Origin of the sequence: Saccharothrix sp. ALI-22-I (genome assembly GCF_001984175.1) — a bacterium.
Lineage (GTDB): Bacteria > Actinomycetota > Actinomycetes > Mycobacteriales > Pseudonocardiaceae > Actinosynnema.
This window is the reverse complement of record NZ_MTQP01000068.1, coordinates 475,199-491,689: the sequence shown is the minus strand read 5'-3', so window position 1 is coordinate 491,689 and position 16,491 is coordinate 475,199. Positions and strand designations below refer to the sequence as shown.

Below are 16,491 nucleotides of genomic sequence, written 5' to 3'. Positions count from 1 at the left end.
ACTCGTCCACAGTGCGGGACATATCCACACCTGAAGTCGCTGAACAGGGTGGATTGACGGGGGCGGACCTCGCACGGGCCGCTCTTGCCGCCGCCCGCACCTCGGCCAAGCAACGTGGTGCGCGGGGTGTCCGCAAGGGTGCGCCGGCTGCCACCGGCCGTCGTCGCCGACGTCGTTGGTCGAGCGCCGGACCGGACGACCGGGACCCGCAGCCCCTGGGTCGACTGGCCTCCCGGATCGCCGCCGACCGCGGTTGGACCGAGCGCCTGGCGGGCGGTCAGGTGTTCGGCCGGTGGGCGAAACTGGTCGGCGAGGACGTGGCCGAACACGCGCAGCCGGTTGCGTTCAGTGACGGTGAACTGACCGTGCAGGCCGACTCGACGGCGTGGGCCACCCAGCTCCGGCTGCTCCAGCGGGAGCTGCTCAAGCGCATCGCGGCCGGCGTCGGCGACAACGTGGTGAAGAAGTTGAAGGTGCAGGGGCCAGCGGCCCCCAACTGGCGCTTCGGCCCCAGGCACGCGCCAGGTCGCGGGCCACGTGACACCTACGGGTGACTCGCGCCAGGGCCGCAGCGGCGATTCTGTGGCGCGGTGAGCGCCCACCAGGCGATTTTGACCCCGTGAGCGGCGGTCGGCACCCATCTTCATTCACTTTGGGCCGCCTGTGAGCAAACCAGGGGTGTCCTTGGTGGGTTTCTGGGCCGCTGCCCCGGTAGGATTGAGGGGTAGCGTGACCCCAGCGTCGCCAGGCGACGATCGCAGTCGCTAGAAGTCTGAGGAGACACCGAGCCCGTGGCAGCCAAGAAGAATGAGTACAGCGCGTCTTCGATCACCGTCCTCGAGGGTTTGGAGGCGGTGCGCAAGCGGCCCGGCATGTACATCGGGTCGACCGGCGAGCGCGGTCTGCACCACCTGATCACGGAGGTCGTGGACAACTCGGTCGACGAGGCCATGGCCGGCTACGCGACGGTCGTCGACGTGACGCTGCTGGCCAACGGCGGTGTCCGGGTCATCGACGACGGTCGCGGTATCCCGATCGACATCCACCCCGTCGAGAAGAAGCCGACGCTGGAGGTGGTGCTCACCACCCTCCACGCAGGCGGCAAGTTCGACAGCGACTCCTACGCGGTGTCCGGCGGCCTGCACGGCGTCGGCATCTCCGTGGTGAACGCGCTGTCCACTGCGGTCGACGTCGAGGTCAAGCGCCAGGGTTTCACGTGGAACCAGCGCTACGAGGGCACCAAGCCCGCGCACGAGCTGCGCAAGGGCGAGCCGACCGACGAGACCGGCACGTCCATCACGTTCTGGGCCGACCCGGAGATCTTCGAGACCACCGAGTACAACCTCGAGACGATCTCGCGCCGCCTCCAGGAGATGGCCTTCCTCAACAAGGGCCTCACGATCATCCTGCGCGACGAGCGCGTGCCGGACGAGGACGTCGAAGCCGACGCCGAGGGTCACGTCGTGGCCGTGCGCGAGCGGACGTTCTTCTACCCGGGTGGCCTGGAGGACTTCGTCCGCCACATCAACCACACCCGCGAGCCCGTGCACCAGAAGGTCGTTTCGTTCGAGGCCAAGGGTGAAAACCTCGAGGTCGAGGTGGCGATGCAGTGGAACACCGGCTACACGCCGTCGGTGTACACGTTCGCCAACACGATCAACACCCACGAGGGCGGCACCCACGAAGAGGGCTTCCGCGCCGCGCTGACCCGCGTGGTCAACGAGTACGCGCGCGACAAGAAGCTGCTCAAGGAGAAGGACACCAACCTCACCGGCGACGACATCCGCGAGGGCCTGGCCGCGATCATCTCGGTCAAGCTCAAGGAGCCCCAGTTCGAGGGCCAGACGAAGACCAAGCTGGGCAACAGCGAGGCCAAGTCGTTCGTGCAGAAGTCCACCAACGAGCACCTGGCCGACTGGTTCGAGCGCCACCCGAACGAGGCCAAGATGATCGTCACCAAGTCGGTGTCGTCGGCACAGGCCCGCATCGCCGCCCGCAAGGCCCGCGAGCTGGTCCGCCGCAAGGGCGCGCTCGACATCGGTGGCCTGCCCGGCAAGCTCAAGGACTGCCGCTCCACCAACCCGGAGGAGTGCGAGATCTACGTCGTGGAGGGCGACTCCGCGGGCGGCTCGGCCAAGGAGGGCCGGGACTCCATGTTCCAGGCGATCCTGCCGATCCGGGGCAAGATCATCAACGTGGAGAAGGCGCGCATCGACCGCGTGCTGAAGAACACCGAGGTCCAGTCGCTGATCACGGCGTTCGGCACGGGCATCCACGAGGACTTCGACCTGTCGAAGCTGCGCTACCACAAGATCGTGCTGATGGCCGACGCCGACGTGGACGGCCAGCACATCCGGACCCTGCTGCTGACCCTGCTGTTCCGCTTCATGCGCCCGCTGATCGAGCACGGCCACGTGTACCTCGCGCAGCCGCCGCTGTACAAGATCAAGTGGCAGCGGACGGACCCGGAGTACGCCTACTCCGACCGCGAGCGCGACGGCCTCATCACGGCGGGCCTCGCGGCGGGCAAGAAGATCGGCAAGGAAGACAACATCCAGCGCTACAAGGGCCTCGGCGAGATGAACGCCTCGGAGCTGTGGGAGACCACGATGGACCCGGCCCACCGGGTGTTGTTGCAGGTGACCATGGACGACGCCGCGACGGCCGACGAGCTGTTCAGCGTGCTGATGGGCGAGGACGTGGAAGCCCGTCGGTCGTTCATCACCCGCAACGCCAAGGGCGTGCGGTTCCTCGACGTCTGATCCCTCTCCCCGGCCTTTAAGGAAGTAGAACTGTGAGCGAGACGACGCTGCCCCCGGCCGGTGGAGACCGCACCGAGCCGCGCGACATCCAGCAGGAGATGCAGAACTCGTACATCGACTACGCCATGAGCGTGATCGTCGGACGAGCGCTGCCCGACGTGCGCGACGGCCTCAAGCCGGTGCACGTCCGCGTGCTGTACTCGATGTTCGACTCGGGCTTCCGCCCGGAACGCAGCTACAACAAGTGCGCCCGCGTGGTCGGCGACGTGATGGGCAACTACCACCCGCACGGCGACTCGGCCATCTACGACGCACTCGTCCGCCTCGCCCAGCCGTGGTCGCAGCGGTACCCGCTGATCGACGGCCAGGGCAACTTCGGCTCCCCGGGCAACGATCCGGCAGCCGCGATGCGCTACACCGAGTGCCGGTTGACCCCGTTGGCCATGCAGATGCTGGCCGACATCGAGGAAGAGACGGTCGACTTCCGGGACAACTACGACGGTCGCATCCAGGAGCCGACGGTCCTGCCGTCCCGCGTGCCGAACCTGCTGATCAACGGCAGCTCGGGCATCGCGGTCGGGATGGCGACCAACATCCCGCCGCACAACCTGCGCGAGGTCGCGGAGGGTGTGGTGTGGGCGCTGGACAACTGGGACGCGTCCGACGAGGAAACCCTTGAGGCGATGATCGCCCGGATCAAGGGCCCGGACTTCCCGACGTACGGACAGATCCTGGGCACGGCGGGTATCGAGGACGCGTACCGGACCGGTCGCGGCTCGGTGAAGATGCGTGCGGTCGTGGAGATCGACGAGGACGCCAAGGGGCGGACCATCCTGGTCGTCACCGAACTGCCCTACCAGGTGAACCCGGACAACCTGGTGGAGAACATCGCCACCCTGGTCCGCGACCAGAAGCTCACCGGTATCGCGAACATCGCCGACGAGTCCAACCGGCGCTCCGGTATGCGCATCGTGGTCACGCTGAAGCGTGACGCGGTGGCCAAGGTGGTGCTGAACAACCTCTACAAGCACACCCAGCTGCAGTACTCGTTCGGTGTGAACATGCTGTCGCTGGTCGACGGCGTGCCGCGCACGTTGCGCCTGGACCAGATGATCCGGCACTACGTGAAGCACCAGATCGAGGTCATCGTCCGGCGCACCCGCTTCCGGCTGCGCAAGGCCGAGGAGCGCGCCCACCTGCTGCGCGGTCTGGTCAAGGCGCTCGACCAGCTCGACGCGGTGATCGCGTTGATCCGCCGGTCGGAGACGCCCGACGTGGCGCGCACCGGCCTGATGGAGCTCCTCGACGTCGACGAGATCCAGGCCAACGCGATCCTGGAGATGCAGCTGCGGCGCCTGGCGGCCCTGGAGCGGCAGAAGATCATCGACCAGTTGGCCGAGATCGAGCTGGAGATCGCCGACCTCAAGGACATCCTCGACAAGCCGGAGCGGCAGCGCGCGATCGTGCGCGAAGAGCTGATGGTGATCGTCGACAAGCACGGCGACGACCGGCGCACCAAGATCGTGCCGTTCGACGGCGACGTGTCGATGGAAGACCTGATCGCGGTCGAGGACGTGGTCGTCACCATCACTCGAACGGGTTACGCGAAGCGCACGAAGACCGACCTGTACCGCTCGCAGAAGCGCGGCGGCAAGGGTGTGCAGGGCGCCCAGCTCAAGCAGGACGACATCGTCCAGCACTTCTTCGTGTGCTCCACGCACGACTGGATCCTGTTCTTCACGAACAAAGGTCGGGTGTATCGGGCGAAGGCCTACGAGCTGCCCGAGGCCAACCGCAACGCGCGCGGCCAGCACGTGGCGAACCTCCTGGCGTTCCAGCCGGAGGAGGAGATCGCCCAGGTGATCCAGATCAAGAACTACGACGTCGCCCCTTACCTGGTGCTCGCCACCAAGAAGGGCCTGGTCAAGAAGTCGAAGCTGTCCGATTTCGACTCCAACCGGGCCGGTGGCCTGATCGGCATCAACCTGCGTGACGACGACGAGCTGGTCGGCGCGGTGATGTGCTCCTCGGACGACGACCTGCTGCTGGTGTCGGCGGACGGCCAGTCCATCCGGTTCCACGCGAGTGACGAGGCGTTGCGCCCGATGGGCCGGGCCACCTCGGGTGTGCTGGGCATGCGTTTCAACAGCGGTGACGAGCTGTTGTCGATGGGCGTCGTCCAAGAGGGTTTGTTTGTTTTGGTCGCCACAGATGGCGGGTACGCCAAGCGCACTCCGATCGAGGACTACCCGGTCCAGGGTCGTGGTGGCAAGGGTGTGCTCACCATCCAACACGACCGCCGGCGTGGGAGGCTGGTCGGCGCGCTCATCGTCGACGTCGACGATGAGCTGTACGCGATCACCTCTTCGGGTGGTGTTATCCGGACCAGTGCTCGAGAGGTGCGCAAGGCAGGACGGCAGACGAAGGGCGTCCGGTTGATGAACCTCGGTGAAGGGACCACCCTTATTGCGGTGGCACGCAACGCCGATGAGCCTGCGGACGTCACCACTGTTGACGGGGAGGTCGTGAGCCCTGTCGACGGTGGTCCGATTGTCGACTCCGTCGACGGTGATCAGGCTGAGCCTGCCAACTAGCGCAACGAGAGGTTGAGGGACAGCTCGTGACTCCACCCGAGAAGCCAGAGGATAAGACCGCGGTGATCACCCGGCCAGGTGCCGAGCCGACACCGGCGTCCGGCGCCAAACCGTCCGGCGCCGAGCAGCCGGCGGTCGGCGCCTCGGGGGCGTCCGAGCAGCCCGGGACGCCCCCGGCCGGTGCGAAAGCAGCCGGTGCGAAAGCAGCCGGTGCGAAAGCAGCCGACAAGGCGGACGAGGGCGACAAGACCGAGAAGGTCGACAAGGCGGCCGCCGAGAACGAAGGCCACCACGTCGCCGCGCCGCCACCGTGGCAGCGCGTGACCAGCGACAACCAGTACGGCGAGGCGCAGCAGGTCGGTCCCGCCGACCTGGTGTCCGCGCCGGAACAGCCGACGGGCGAGGCGTCGCAGCCCTCGTACCCGTCCAACGACCCGGACACGGTGGCGGTGGCCCGACCGGTGGCGCCCGGCGCGGCCGCGCCGGCCGCCGCCCAGAGCGCGCCGGGCGGGGGCCGGACGCAGGTGAACCTGGGTGGCGCGACCGGTCGTCCGGCCGCCGCGCCGTCGGCCCGCCGTCCGGGGCGGGGTCCGCGTCGGGCCAGCCTGCAGGTGAAGCGGGTCGATCCGTGGTCGGTGTTGAAGCTCGCGCTCGTGTTGAGCGTCGCGCTGTTCTTCGTGTGGCTGGTGGCGGTCGGCGTGCTGTACGGCGTGCTGAACGGCATGGGCGTGTGGGACAAGATCAACAACACTGCGAACGACCTGCTGCAGGGCAACGAGCCCAGTGGTGACCCGTTGATCAGCGCCGGTCGCGTGTTCGGCGTGGCGGCGATCGTGGGCGCGGTGAACATCGTGTTGTTCACCGCTCTGGCGACCGTCGGATCGTTCGTCTACAACGTTTCCGCTGATCTTGCCGGGGGCCTCGAACTGACCTTGTCCGAGCGGGAGTGATCAAGGACCACCCGATTTGGGGCCGCGACGGGAAGTGCTGTAGTCTTGCCGTCGTTGCCCCGAGGGCCTATAGCTCAGACGGTTAGAGCGCTTCGCTGATAACGAAGAGGTCGGAGGTTCGAGTCCTCCTAGGCCCACCGGAAGTTCACAGGTGTTGCAGAGGGGAATCGCCGTGAAGAAGATCATCGCACTTGTCGCAGTCGCCGGTGCGGTACTGTTCTTCGTCAAGCGCAACCGCTCGGCGAAGGCCGACGCGGACCTGTGGCGCGAGGCCACTGCTCCCACCGACTGACCCGCGAGGGCGGTTCATCTGCCGCCCCCGTGAGGGGACGTAGCTCAATTGGCAGAGCACCGCCTTTGCAAGGCGGGGGTTAGGGGTTCGATTCCCCTCGTCTCCACGAGCTCTGGGCGAGGTGTGTTCGCGGAAAGCGCGAACCGCCTCGCTCGTCGTGTTTTCCGGGGGTGCAACCCCCGGACCCCGCCCGGAGGGCTCTACCCCCGGACCCCGCGTGGTGGTTGAGGGGCGCGAAAGTTTCGTTGGTCGTGTTTTACTGGTGGGGCGATTCCCGGGTTCTTCTCGTGTGAGGTCGCGTTCGCGGTAGGGCAACAAGGTGAGGGCCCGCACCCAATGCCGCTGGGTGCGGGCCCTCGTTTTGCCTCTGCTATGCGTTGACCAGCGCCTGTTCCCGCTTGCGGCCGGCGATCACCTTGTCCACGGCCCAAGCGCCGGGACCGGTGAACGCCAGCAGCAGGAACACCCACGCGTACAGCGCGGCCAGCTCACCCTTGTTCTGGATGGGCAGCAGCCCGGCGGGCTGGTGGACCACGAAGTACGCGTACGCCATCGCACCGGATGCGATCAACGCGGCAACCCTGGTGCCGAGGCCGATGACGATCAACGCGCCACCGACGAGCTCAATCAGCCCGGCCGGACCGGCCGGCCAGGACGTGATCGACACGGCACCGTTCTGAGCACCCAGGATGCCGAACAATTTTTGCGCGCCGTGCATCATGAAGAGCACGCCGACGACGATCCGGAACACAGCGATGGCGTGGTCTCGACCGCGGTCAAAGATGGTCATCTCGACTCAGTCCTCACATTGCAGGGGCGGCCGGCAGGGTAAGGACAACCTAACGGTGATGACGTTGCGTGCCTAGGTCATCACCGTCTCATTCACTGTCTGCTATCTGATTGACTTGCGCCCCTATGAACCGAGTGCTGCTCACCGCCCTGCCCTCCCTGCTGGTCCTCGGTGCGTTGGCCGCGTGCGGCACCGCCGACACGTCCTCGGCGCCCACCGCCGGGACCCCCACCAGCGCAGTGGCGACGACTACGACGACCACGCCCGCCGGGCCACCGCCCGCGCCGGAGCCCACCACCGACGGCCAGTGCCCCTACCTCGCCTCTTCCTTCGTGCAAGAGGCGAACGGGCAGTTGGTGCGAAAGGTTCGGCTGTCCGCAGACCAGCCGAGCCCGGCCTGCTTCTTCTACGCCAACGCCAACGACGTCCAGCTGTCCGTCTGGGTGTTCCAGGGTGACCCGACGACCGCGAAAGCCGTGGTCGACCGGGCCGTGCCGGTGGCCACCTCCAGCCCGGCGACGGCGCCCGCCGGCTGGAACGGCGGTTCGCTGACCACCGAGACCGGCGCGGTCTACGCGGTCGCCAAGGACGGCAACGCGGTGATCGTGACCAGCAACCAGAAGCAGACCATCAAGGCCCGCCGGGTCGTCGAGACCGTGGTCGGCAACCTCGGCTTGTGACACGACTTCGCGCCCGTCCCGGTGCAGGGGACGGGCGCGAAGTGGTTGTTCCGGTCAGCTGCGGCTGTGCTGGTCGGAGACCTGGCCGTTGCGGGCCGCGTGCGGGCGCAGGGACTCGGTGTTCTCCGCGGTCCCGGTGGACTCGGGCGTGGGCTCCACGTCCTCCTCCTGCAAGTGCACCTCTTGCGGGCGCTTGGTCAGCGCGATGTACCCCGCCACCGCGGCGGCGGCGAACACGCCCAACACCCACGGCCAACGGCGGCGCTGGGGCTGCTTGGCCGACGTCAGTTCCCTGCGCGCCTGCTTCGCACGCACCTTGGCCTCCTTGCGCGCCCGCTCGGCGGCCTTCAGCACGTCCTTGCGGACGCCCCGGGCCCTCTTCGCGAGCTGCTTGCGACCGCGCCGGGTGGACTTCTCGACCTCTTCGGCCTTCTCCACCAGCACGCCCGCCTTGTCCGCCACGACGCCCCGGACGTAGTCCTTGGTCAGACCGCGTTCGGCGAGCCTGTCCTCGGCGTTGTGCGCGAGTTGAACAGCCGCGTCCGCACCGACGTGACCAGCGCGGACGGCACCACGGCGAACGGACCGCACTGCCTTGCCGACCGACTCCCCGGCCCGGGTCATGGCGTCTACCTCATCCATATCGCGCTCCAGAAGCTGTCGGTCAGTCACGTTCCAGGCAATACCCATCGTGCCCCTTCCCCAACCACCGCGCCCGGTGATGGCACGATGGTGGGTGTGGCAGACAGCAACGAATCGTTCGTCGGGACCAAGGTGACGGCGACCCTGCACACCTCGCAGGGACCCATCCGCATCAACCTGTTCCCCGACCACGCCCCCAAGACGGTGGCCAACTTCGTCGGCCTGGCCGAGGGCACGAAGGACTACTCCGACCCCAACGCGAAGGGTGAGTCGTCCGGCCCGTTCTACGACGGCTCGATCTTCCACCGCGTGATCGCGGGCTTCATGCTCCAGGGCGGTGACCCGACCGGCACGGGCCGCGGTGGCCCGGGCTACAAGTTCGCCGACGAGTTCCACCCGGAGCTCCAGTTCAACAAGCCCTACCTGCTGGCGATGGCGAACGCCGGGCCCAACAGCAACGGGTCGCAGTTCTTCATCACGGTCGCGCCGACCACGTGGCTGAACTTCAAGCACACGATCTTCGGCGAGGTCGCGGACCAGGACTCGCGCAACGTGGTGGACGCCATCGGCGCCGCGCCGACCGGTGCCGGTGACCGCCCGGTCACCGACGTGGTGATCGAGAAGGTCTCGGTGGAGCGGTCCTGAGTGTCCGACTCACCGATCTCCCCGCCGCCCGGTGAGCCGATCGGGGCGCGTCCGGACCTGCCGGTCTGCGTGCGCCACCCCGATCGGGCCACCGGGCTGCGGTGCGTCCGCTGTGACCGGCCCGCGTGCCCGGAGTGCCTGCGCGAGGCGTCCGTCGGCTACCAGTGCGTCGACTGCGTGAACCAGGGCCGGGCCACGGTGCGCCGGCCGCGCACGTTCGTGGGTGCCGAGTTCTCCCAGCGCACGGTGGTCACACCGGTGCTGATCGCGGTGAACGTGCTGATGTACGCGATCACCGCGGTGCAGGCGGGCAGCCTGATGCGCAACCAGGTGTCGCCGCTGTTCTTCGAGTTCGTGATGTGGACCGGCCAGGTCGCCGGCGCCGGCGAGTGGTGGCGGCTGGTGACGTCCGGGTTCCTGCACTACGGGCCCGTGCACCTGGCGATGAACATGATCGCGCTGTACGTGCTGGGTCGTGACCTGGAGCCGGTGTTCGGCAAGCTGCGGTTCTCCGCGGTGTACCTGGTGTCGATGCTCGGCGGCGGTGTCGCGGTGTACCTGTTCGGCGGGGTCAACACGCTGGTCGCCGGAGCGTCCGGCGCGGTGTACGGCCTGATGGGCGCGATGCTGGTAGCCGTGCTGCGGCTCAAGCTCAACCCCGGCTCGGCGCTGGGTGTGATCGGGTTGAACCTGGTGCTGAGCTTCACCCTGCCGGGTATTTCGCTGCTCGGGCACCTCGGCGGGTTGGTGATTGGCGCGGCGGTGACCGCCGGGCTGGTCTACGCGCCGGCCCAGAAGCGGGACAACTGGCAGACGGCGGCCGTGGCGGGCGCGTTCGTGCTGCTGGTGCTGCTGGCGATCGTGCGGACCGGGCAGCTGGTCTGACGGTGAGGCTGACCGCCCTGGGTGGCGTCGGCGCTTGGCCGACGGCCACTCAGGCGTGCAGCGGTTATCTCGTGGAACACGACGGGTTCACGCTTCTGGTGGACCCGGGGTACGCGACTTTTCCCGCGTTGCAGGCGTTGGTGCCGGCTTCGGAGGTGGACGCGGTCCTGGTGAGCCACGGCCACCCGGACCACTGCGCCGACCTCAACCCGTTGCTGCGGGCTCGCGCGCTCGGGCCTTCGGTTCCCGTGCTGCCGCTGCACGCGCCGGAGGGCGCGTTGGACCGCGTGCTGGCGCTGGACCAGGTGCGGCTCGACTCGGCGTACTCGGTGCACCCGATCGAGCGGTCGTTCGAGGTGGGGCCGTTCCGGGTGGACACCTGGGACCTGCCGCACTTCGTCCCCAACGCCGGCCTGCGCCTGACCGCCGGCGAACGGGTGATCGCCTACACGGGTGACACCGGGCCGAGTCCGGCGCTGGTGGACCTGGCCCGGGACGCCGACGTGTTCGTGGCCGAGGCGACGTTCGCCCGACAGGTGCTGCCGGCGGACAACGCGCCCTACCTGTCCACGGCCGAGCAGGCAGGGGTGAACGCCCATCGAGCCGGAGTGGGTCGGCTGGTGCTGGCACACCTGTGGCCGGGATCGGATCCGGCCGGGCACCTGGAGGCGGCCGACTACCCGGGTGACGTGGATGTCGCCGCGCCCGGGCTGGTCATCGAGCTGTAGCACGGCGGTGCGCTGCCGTTATGGCCGCAGGGCGTGCAGGACGTCGGCCACGTCGCGCGGGTCGGTGCCGAGGTCGATCGGGGTGAACACGAACAGCTGCTCGTCCTCGCCGCGCTGCCAGTCCAGCTCCAGCGTGGCCGTCTCACGACCGAGTCGGCGGGTCTGGGCGAGCCGGACCTTCACCTCGTGCCACGGCAGCTGCCGCGTGCCGGTCAGGGTGCGGACAGTCAGCCCTGAGTCGTCCACCAGCAGCCTGGGGCGCACGAAGGTGCCGTAAGCGCCCAGGCCGAGCAACAGGACGGTGGCGAGGCCCAGGAACAGCCGGCTCGTCGCCTCGGAGCTGAGGATCGTGACAAGCAGTGACACGGCGGACAGACCCCAGACGAGGCCGACCATGCCCGGTTGCGGTGACCACGAACGCGATGGGTTCACGCTGTGAAGTCTGCCGCACTGTGGACAACTAGAGCCCTCGACCGGCGCTTGTGCAAACTGGCGCAAAGTTATCCACAGGAGTTGTCCCCATTGGGGATGACTTACATCTGTGTGCTTCGGTGACGGTCAGGTGAACCAGGTGAACTACCGGGTAACGCGGAACGGCCCGGACGTGGTGCACGTCCGGGCCGTCGGCCACTTGGCGTAGCGCGTGGTCAGCGCCATTTCATGGTCATCAGCAAACCGACGATCATCAGGGCGAATCCGATGCCGAAGTTCCAGGACCCGAGGTCCATCATCACCGGGACTTTCTCGCCCGCGATGTAGTTGACCACCAGCCACGCCAGTCCCAACAGCATCATGCCGAGCATCACCGCGACGTAGACGGGGTGCGACGGCCCCGCTGCCTTGACCTTCACCGGGGTGCGGCGATCGGCAGGCGCCGTGTAGGCGGCCTTCTTGCGGACCTTGGACTTGGGCATGCTGTCCTCGCCTGACGGGTGGATAGGCCTCCAGTGGCACGAGTTCACGTCCACTGCTGGATGAACACGTTAACGTAACCGAGCAGGTCCCTGAAGCACTGTGTAGTTCGGAACGTTCGGCTTGGGAGGTTTTTCGGTGAGCTACGACCCGCCCCCGCCGCAAGGCGGCCCGCCGGGCCGACCGCCACGCCCCAGGCCCCAACCGCCCCAGGCACCGGGCGAACCGCCGCCACCCGGCTACCGCCCACCCACGCCACCTGGTGGTTTCGACCGGCCACCGACCCCTCCGGGTGGTTTCGACCGACCTGTGGGCCGACCCGGTGGCCCGGACCGACCACCCACCCCACCTGGTGGTTTCGACCGGCCACCCACGCCTCCGGGTGGTTTCGACCGACCTGTGGGGCGACCTGGCGGCCCGAGCCGGCCGCCCACCCCACCTGGTGGTTTCGACCGACCGCCCACGCCTCCGGGTGGTTTCGACCGACCTGTGGGGCGACCTGGCGGCCCGGACCGGCCGCCCACACCGCCCGGTGGTTTCGACCGGCCACCCACGCCTCCGGGCGGTTTCGACCGGCCGGTGGCCAGGTCCGGTGACCTGGATCGACCGCCGACTCCTCCCGGTGGTTTCAGCCGTCCGGGCGACTACCGACCGCCTCGGGCTGAGCCGCCGCGGGCCGAGCCGCCGCCGACCGGTCGCCGTGCGCGTCGCGACGACGTCGAGCCGCCCTACGTCGAGCCCTCGCATGTCGAGCCGCCTCGGGCCGAGCCGCCGACCGGTCGTCGCGCCCGTCGTGACGACGTTGAGCCGCCGTACGTCGAGCCCTCGCGTGCCGAGCCTCCGTACGTGGAACCGTCACCGACGGGTCGTCGCGCGCGTCGCGACGACGTGGGACCGCGTGTCGAGCCGCCGTATGTCGAGCCGGCACGTGCTGAGCCGCCGTATGTCGAGCCGCCGCCGACCGGTCGCCGTGCCCGTCGTGACGACGTTGAGCCGCCACCGACCGGGCGCCGTGCGCGTCGCGACGACGTGGGACCGCGTGTCGAGCCGCCGTATGTCGAGCCGGCACGTGCTGAGCCGCCGTATGTCGAGTCCGAGCCGCCGCCGTCCGGCCGTCGTGGGCTGCGGGAGGACGCCGGACCGCGTCCCGAGCCCGTTCCGCCCACCGGTGGCCGTCGCCGTCTGCCCGACGACCCGGCGATCCGGCCCCCGGCACCCGACGTGGCCGCCCGGCTCGGCGGCTCGGCGCCCCCGCCCCCACCGGCCGGTGGCCCGCGTCCCCGGCCCACCTCGCCGCCGGCCGACGCCACCCGCTACACCAACGCGTTCTCCGGCAGCCTCCCGCCGCCTCCTGGTGCCCGCCCGCCGGCGCCGCCGCGCCGCCCTCGTCCGGTGGACCCGCCCACCGAGGTCATCGCACCCGTCGAAGACGACTACGACGACGAGTACTACGAGGACGAGGACGACGACTACTACGACGACGACTACTACGACGACGACTACTACGACGACGAGGACGAGCAGCCCGCCCCGCCGCCGGACAGCACCGCGCGCAAGACCGTCCGGACCGTCGGCGAGCTGCTGATCACCGCGGGCCTGATCATCCTGCTGTTCGTGGTCTACGAGGTGTACGTCACCGACCTCATCTCGGCCGGCAAGCAGGGCGACGCCACCCAGGCGCTGGACGACCAGTGGAACTCGAACACGGTCGAGACCGATCCGCAGCGCCAGGTCCAGTACGACCTGCTGGACGGCCAGGCGTTCGCCAAGATGTACATCCCGGTGTTCGGCCCGGACTACAAGTTCTCCATCGTCGAGGGCACCACCGACAAGGACCTGGAGATCGGCCCCGGCCACTACAAGGGCACCGCGCTGCCGGGCGATCCGGGCAACTTCTCCGTGGCGGGCCACCGGGTCGGCAAGGGCGCCCCGTTCAACGACCTGGACCTGCTGAGCTCGTGCGACGCGATCGTGGTCGAGACGCAGACCCAGTGGTTCGTCTACCGGGTGCTGCCGATGTCCGGCGAGGCGGCCGGCTGGGCGGAGAAGCAGGCGAACCCCAAGTGCGCGAAGGTCACGCCGCTCGGCGCGCCGTACGACAAGACGGTCGGCCAGGAGATCGTGCTGCCCACCCAGGGCGAGGTGATCAGCGAGGTGCCGTACTTCACCGGTGAGGTGGCCGAGGCGCAGCGGGCGGCGTTGATGACGCTGACCACCTGCCACCCGCGGTTCTCCGATCGGCAGCGGCTGATCGTGCACGCGGTGCTGACGATGAGCTACCCGAAGGCCGACGGCTTCGTGCCCGAAGAGATGAAGGAGCAGTGATGTACGGGTGGATCTGGCGGCACCTCCCCGGCCCGCTGCCCGTGCGCATCATGTTGGCGACGGTGCTGGTGACCGGGGTGGTGGCGCTGCTGATGTTCGTGGTGTTCCCGTGGGCGGAGCCGAAGCTGCCGTTCAACAACGTGACCACGCCCCAGTGACCGCCTGGCGGCCACTGGGGCGGTGACCAGCGTTATGACCGGCAGACGTCGGTCATCTCGGCCCGGTCCACGACCTTGACCCGGTCGCGGTCCCGGGCGGCGCCGAGGGCGATCTCGTGCGCGTCCAGCTTCCGCCACCCGTCGACGGTGGTGAACGGCACCGCGCGCTGCTCCAGGAACCGGACCACGGCGTCCGGCTCACGGCTCGGCGCGACCGGCAGCAGCGGCGCGTCGGCGAGCAGGCTGGTGACGGTCTCCAGCGCGTCGCCCTTGGTGTGGCCGATGAGCCCGATCGGGCCGCGCTTGATCCAGCCGGTGACGTAGACGCCGGTCATGGCCTGCTCGTCCAGGTCGAGCACCCGGCCCGCCTGGTGCGGCACGGTGCCCGAGGTGTGGTCGAACGGCAGGTCGACGAGGTGCGTGGACAGGTAGCCGACCGCCCGGTACACCGCCTGCGCGGGCCAGTCGGTGAACTCGCCGGTGCCGCGCACGCCGCCGTCGCCGGTCAGCTCCATGCGCTCGGTGCGCAGCCCGGTCACCTCGGTGGAGCCGAGCACCTCGACGGGCGCTTCGAGGAAGTGCAGGTGCAGTCGGCGAGGCCGTGAGCCGACGTCGCGGATGGCCCACTCCTGCAGCGTCTTGACCACCATCTCGACCTGCTTGTTCGACCGGATCGTGGCCATGCTGGCCTGGTCGAAGTCGATGCCCTCGGGGTGCACGATGACCTCGACGTTCGGCGAGTGGTCGAGTTCGCGCAGCTCAAGGGGGGTGAACTTGGCCTGGGCTGGTCCCCGGCGGCCGAAGACGTGCACGTCGGTGACCGGGCTCGACTTCAGGCCCTCGTAGACGTTGTCCGGGATGTCGGTGCTCAGCAGCTCGTCGGCGGGCTTGGCCAGGATGCGGGCGACGTCGAGCGCGACGTTGCCGACGCCGAGGACGGCGACTTCGCGGGCCCGCAGCGGCCAGGTGCGCGGCACGTCGGGGTGGCCGTCGTACCAGGAGACGAAGTCCGCCGCGCCGTAGGAGCCGTCGAGGTCGATGCCGGGGATGTCCAGCGCCCGGTCCTTCTCCGCGCCGGTGGAGAAGATCACCGCGTCGTAGAAGTGCTTGAGGTCGTCCAGCTTGAGGTCGACGCCGTACTCGACGTTGCCGAAGAACCGGATACCCGGCCGGTCCAGCACGCGCTGGAGGGCGTTGACGATGCCCTTGATGCGCGGGTGGTCCGGCGCGACGCCGTACCTGATCAAGCCGTACGGGGCGGGCATCCGGTCGAACAGGTCGATGCTCACGTCCGCGTCGGACTTGGTCAGGATGTCGGCGGCGTAGATGCCGGCGGGACCGGCGCCGACGACGGCTACGCGCAGGGAACGGGTCATACGTCAAGGTTAGGTTAGGCTAAGATCACTTCTGGCGAGAGGTTCGTCACGGCTAGGCTGGCGGCATGCGCGTGCTCGTGGTCGACAACTACGACAGCTTCGTCTACAACCTCGTCCAGTACCTGGCCCAGCTCGGGGTCGAGTGCGTGGTCCGGCGCAACGACGCCGTCGAGCTCGACGAGATCGGCGAAGTCGGCGGTGTCCTCGTCAGCCCAGGCCCCAGCACGCCGGACAAGGCGGGCAAGAGCATGGACGTCATCCGCCACTGCGCGGACAACGGCGTCCCGGTGTTCGGGGTGTGCCTGGGCCACCAGGCCATCGGCGCGGTGTGGGGCGGCACGGTCGACCTCGCGCCGGAGCTGCTGCACGGCAAGACCAGCGTCGTGCACCACAACGGCACCGGCGTGCTGACCGGCGTGCCGAGCCCGTTCACCGCGACCCGCTACCACTCGCTGACCGTGCTGCCGGACACCATCCCGGCCGAGTTCGAGGTGACCGGCCGCACCGAGTCCGGTGTGGTGATGGCCATGCGCCACCGCGAACTGCCGGTCGAGGGCGTCCAGTTCCACCCCGAGTCCGTGCTCACCGAGGGCGGCCACCGGATGCTGGCGAACTGGCTGGCGGTGTGCGGTTTCGAGGTGCCCGAGGGCACCGTGGCGCAGCTGGAGAACGGCATGCGCGAACTCGCCGCGGCGGCCCACCAGAAGTAGGCGTTCAAGAGCCCGGCCCGACGAAAGAGGCCCCCTCCGCGT

The 16,491-nt window shown here is 68.8% G+C and carries 16 protein-coding genes, 2 tRNA genes and 1 pseudogene; 14 read left to right on the top strand and 5 right to left on the bottom strand.

The window, feature by feature from the left end; all coding sequences use genetic code 11:
- Positions 1 to 53 precede the first annotated feature (53 nt).
- The 7 genes and pseudogenes from ALI22I_RS39005 to ALI22I_RS38980 all read left to right on the top strand — a co-directional run bounded on the left by ALI22I_RS39005 (position 54) and on the right by ALI22I_RS38980 (position 6,704).
- Positions 54 to 554: a DUF721 domain-containing protein gene (locus tag ALI22I_RS39005; RefSeq protein ID WP_077010599.1), complete on the top strand. Its 501-nt coding sequence runs from the start codon at positions 54 to 56 to the stop codon at positions 552 to 554.
- 237 nt (positions 555 to 791) lie between these two features.
- Positions 792 to 2,762 (top strand): DNA topoisomerase (ATP-hydrolyzing) subunit B, encoded by a 1,971-nt coding sequence (gene gyrB / locus ALI22I_RS39000; RefSeq protein WP_077010598.1) that lies wholly within the window; start codon positions 792 to 794, stop codon positions 2,760 to 2,762.
- 32 nt (positions 2,763 to 2,794) lie between these two features.
- Positions 2,795 to 5,356, top strand: a complete 2,562-nt coding sequence (gyrA, locus tag ALI22I_RS38995; protein ID WP_077010597.1) for a DNA gyrase subunit A — start codon at positions 2,795 to 2,797, stop codon at positions 5,354 to 5,356.
- 62 nt (positions 5,357 to 5,418) lie between these two features.
- The gene (locus ALI22I_RS38990) at positions 5,419 to 6,306 is read left to right on the top strand and encodes a DUF3566 domain-containing protein (protein ID WP_238598778.1); all 888 of its coding nucleotides are present in this window, start codon (positions 5,419 to 5,421) and stop codon (positions 6,304 to 6,306) included.
- A 63-nt stretch (positions 6,307 to 6,369) separates the two neighbouring features.
- Positions 6,370 to 6,443: transfer RNA gene (locus ALI22I_RS38985), tRNA-Ile, on the top strand.
- 35 nt (positions 6,444 to 6,478) lie between these two features.
- Positions 6,479 to 6,595, top strand: a pseudogene (locus tag ALI22I_RS54115) (DLW-39 family protein); the annotation flags it as partial.
- 36 nt (positions 6,596 to 6,631) lie between these two features.
- A tRNA-Ala gene (locus tag ALI22I_RS38980) sits at positions 6,632 to 6,704 on the top strand.
- A 264-nt stretch (positions 6,705 to 6,968) separates the two neighbouring features.
- Here the strand turns inward: ALI22I_RS38980 and ALI22I_RS38975 are convergent.
- Positions 6,969 to 7,388: a DoxX family protein gene (locus ALI22I_RS38975; RefSeq protein ID WP_077010595.1), complete on the bottom strand. Its 420-nt coding sequence runs from the start codon at positions 7,386 to 7,388 to the stop codon at positions 6,969 to 6,971.
- A gap of 125 nt (positions 7,389 to 7,513) precedes the next feature.
- Here ALI22I_RS38975 and ALI22I_RS38970 point away from each other — a divergent pair, with 125 nt between their 5' ends.
- On the top strand, positions 7,514 to 8,068 hold the full coding sequence (locus ALI22I_RS38970) for a DUF2020 domain-containing protein (protein WP_077010594.1): 555 nt from the start codon (positions 7,514 to 7,516) through the stop codon (positions 8,066 to 8,068).
- 54 nt (positions 8,069 to 8,122) lie between these two features.
- On the opposite strand, the gene ALI22I_RS38965 is transcribed toward ALI22I_RS38970, so the two are convergent.
- Entirely contained in the window at positions 8,123 to 8,710 is a 588-nt protein-coding gene (locus tag ALI22I_RS38965) for a hypothetical protein (RefSeq protein WP_143532660.1), read from the bottom strand.
- A gap of 87 nt (positions 8,711 to 8,797) precedes the next feature.
- On the opposite strand from ALI22I_RS38965, the gene ALI22I_RS38960 reads away from it, so the two are divergent.
- The 3 genes from ALI22I_RS38960 to ALI22I_RS38950 are packed head-to-tail and all read left to right on the top strand — an operon-like array spanning position 8,798 to position 10,968.
- Positions 8,798 to 9,355, top strand: coding sequence for a peptidylprolyl isomerase (locus ALI22I_RS38960; RefSeq protein ID WP_077010592.1), 558 nt, complete (start codon positions 8,798 to 8,800; stop codon positions 9,353 to 9,355).
- Positions 9,356 to 10,240: a rhomboid family intramembrane serine protease gene (locus tag ALI22I_RS38955; protein ID WP_077010591.1), complete on the top strand. Its 885-nt coding sequence runs from the start codon at positions 9,356 to 9,358 to the stop codon at positions 10,238 to 10,240.
- 2 nt (positions 10,241 to 10,242) lie between these two features.
- Positions 10,243 to 10,968 carry an MBL fold metallo-hydrolase gene (locus ALI22I_RS38950; protein WP_077010590.1) on the top strand — a complete coding sequence of 242 codons (726 nt, stop codon included), beginning with the start codon at positions 10,243 to 10,245 and terminating at the stop codon, positions 10,966 to 10,968.
- 18 nt (positions 10,969 to 10,986) lie between these two features.
- Here the strand turns inward: ALI22I_RS38950 and ALI22I_RS38945 are convergent, their stop codons facing one another.
- Together ALI22I_RS38945 and crgA are read right to left on the bottom strand one after the other, a co-directional pair.
- Entirely contained in the window at positions 10,987 to 11,400 is a 414-nt protein-coding gene (locus tag ALI22I_RS38945; RefSeq protein ID WP_238598777.1) for a PH domain-containing protein, read from the bottom strand.
- A gap of 215 nt (positions 11,401 to 11,615) precedes the next feature.
- Positions 11,616 to 11,882, bottom strand: coding sequence for a cell division protein CrgA (gene crgA, locus ALI22I_RS38940; protein WP_033436273.1), 267 nt, complete (start codon positions 11,880 to 11,882; stop codon positions 11,616 to 11,618).
- A gap of 1,027 nt (positions 11,883 to 12,909) precedes the next feature.
- On the opposite strand from crgA, the gene ALI22I_RS49980 reads away from it, so the two are divergent.
- Both ALI22I_RS49980 and ALI22I_RS51520 read left to right on the top strand, forming a co-directional pair.
- Entirely contained in the window at positions 12,910 to 14,205 is a 1,296-nt protein-coding gene (locus tag ALI22I_RS49980; protein ID WP_238598776.1) for a class E sortase, read from the top strand.
- Positions 14,205 to 14,363 carry a hypothetical protein gene (locus ALI22I_RS51520; RefSeq protein ID WP_179118501.1) on the top strand — a complete coding sequence of 53 codons (159 nt, stop codon included), beginning with the start codon at positions 14,205 to 14,207 and terminating at the stop codon, positions 14,361 to 14,363. The genes ALI22I_RS49980 and ALI22I_RS51520 overlap by 1 nt, the downstream gene beginning before the upstream one ends.
- A gap of 32 nt (positions 14,364 to 14,395) precedes the next feature.
- Here the strand turns inward: ALI22I_RS51520 and ALI22I_RS38930 are convergent, their stop codons facing one another.
- On the bottom strand, positions 14,396 to 15,739 hold the full coding sequence (locus ALI22I_RS38930) for an FAD-dependent oxidoreductase (protein WP_077010588.1): 1,344 nt from the start codon (positions 15,737 to 15,739) through the stop codon (positions 14,396 to 14,398).
- Between the two features lie 65 nt (positions 15,740 to 15,804).
- On the opposite strand from ALI22I_RS38930, the gene ALI22I_RS38925 reads away from it, so the two are divergent.
- Positions 15,805 to 16,449: an aminodeoxychorismate/anthranilate synthase component II gene (locus tag ALI22I_RS38925; RefSeq protein WP_077010587.1), complete on the top strand. Its 645-nt coding sequence runs from the start codon at positions 15,805 to 15,807 to the stop codon at positions 16,447 to 16,449.
- Positions 16,450 to 16,491 lie beyond the last annotated feature (42 nt).

Excerpts from the sequence above, each read along its gene's own strand:
- crgA (WP_033436273.1), bottom strand. The coding sequence starts at position 11,882 with ATGCCCAAGTCCAAGGTCCGCAAGAAGGCCGCCTACACGGCGCCTGCC.
- ALI22I_RS38970 (WP_077010594.1), top strand. The coding sequence starts at position 7,514 with ATGAACCGAGTGCTGCTCACCGCCCTGCCCTCCCTGCTGGTCCTCGGT.
- ALI22I_RS38960 (WP_077010592.1), top strand. The coding sequence starts at position 8,798 with ATGGTGGGTGTGGCAGACAGCAACGAATCGTTCGTCGGGACCAAGGTG.
- ALI22I_RS38930 (WP_077010588.1), bottom strand. The coding sequence starts at position 15,739 with ATGACCCGTTCCCTGCGCGTAGCCGTCGTCGGCGCCGGTCCCGCCGGC.
- ALI22I_RS38925 (WP_077010587.1), top strand. The coding sequence starts at position 15,805 with ATGCGCGTGCTCGTGGTCGACAACTACGACAGCTTCGTCTACAACCTC.
- ALI22I_RS38965 (WP_143532660.1), bottom strand. The coding sequence starts at position 8,710 with ATGGATGAGGTAGACGCCATGACCCGGGCCGGGGAGTCGGTCGGCAAG.
- ALI22I_RS38975 (WP_077010595.1), bottom strand. The coding sequence starts at position 7,388 with ATGACCATCTTTGACCGCGGTCGAGACCACGCCATCGCTGTGTTCCGG.
- ALI22I_RS51520 (WP_179118501.1), top strand. The coding sequence starts at position 14,205 with ATGTACGGGTGGATCTGGCGGCACCTCCCCGGCCCGCTGCCCGTGCGC.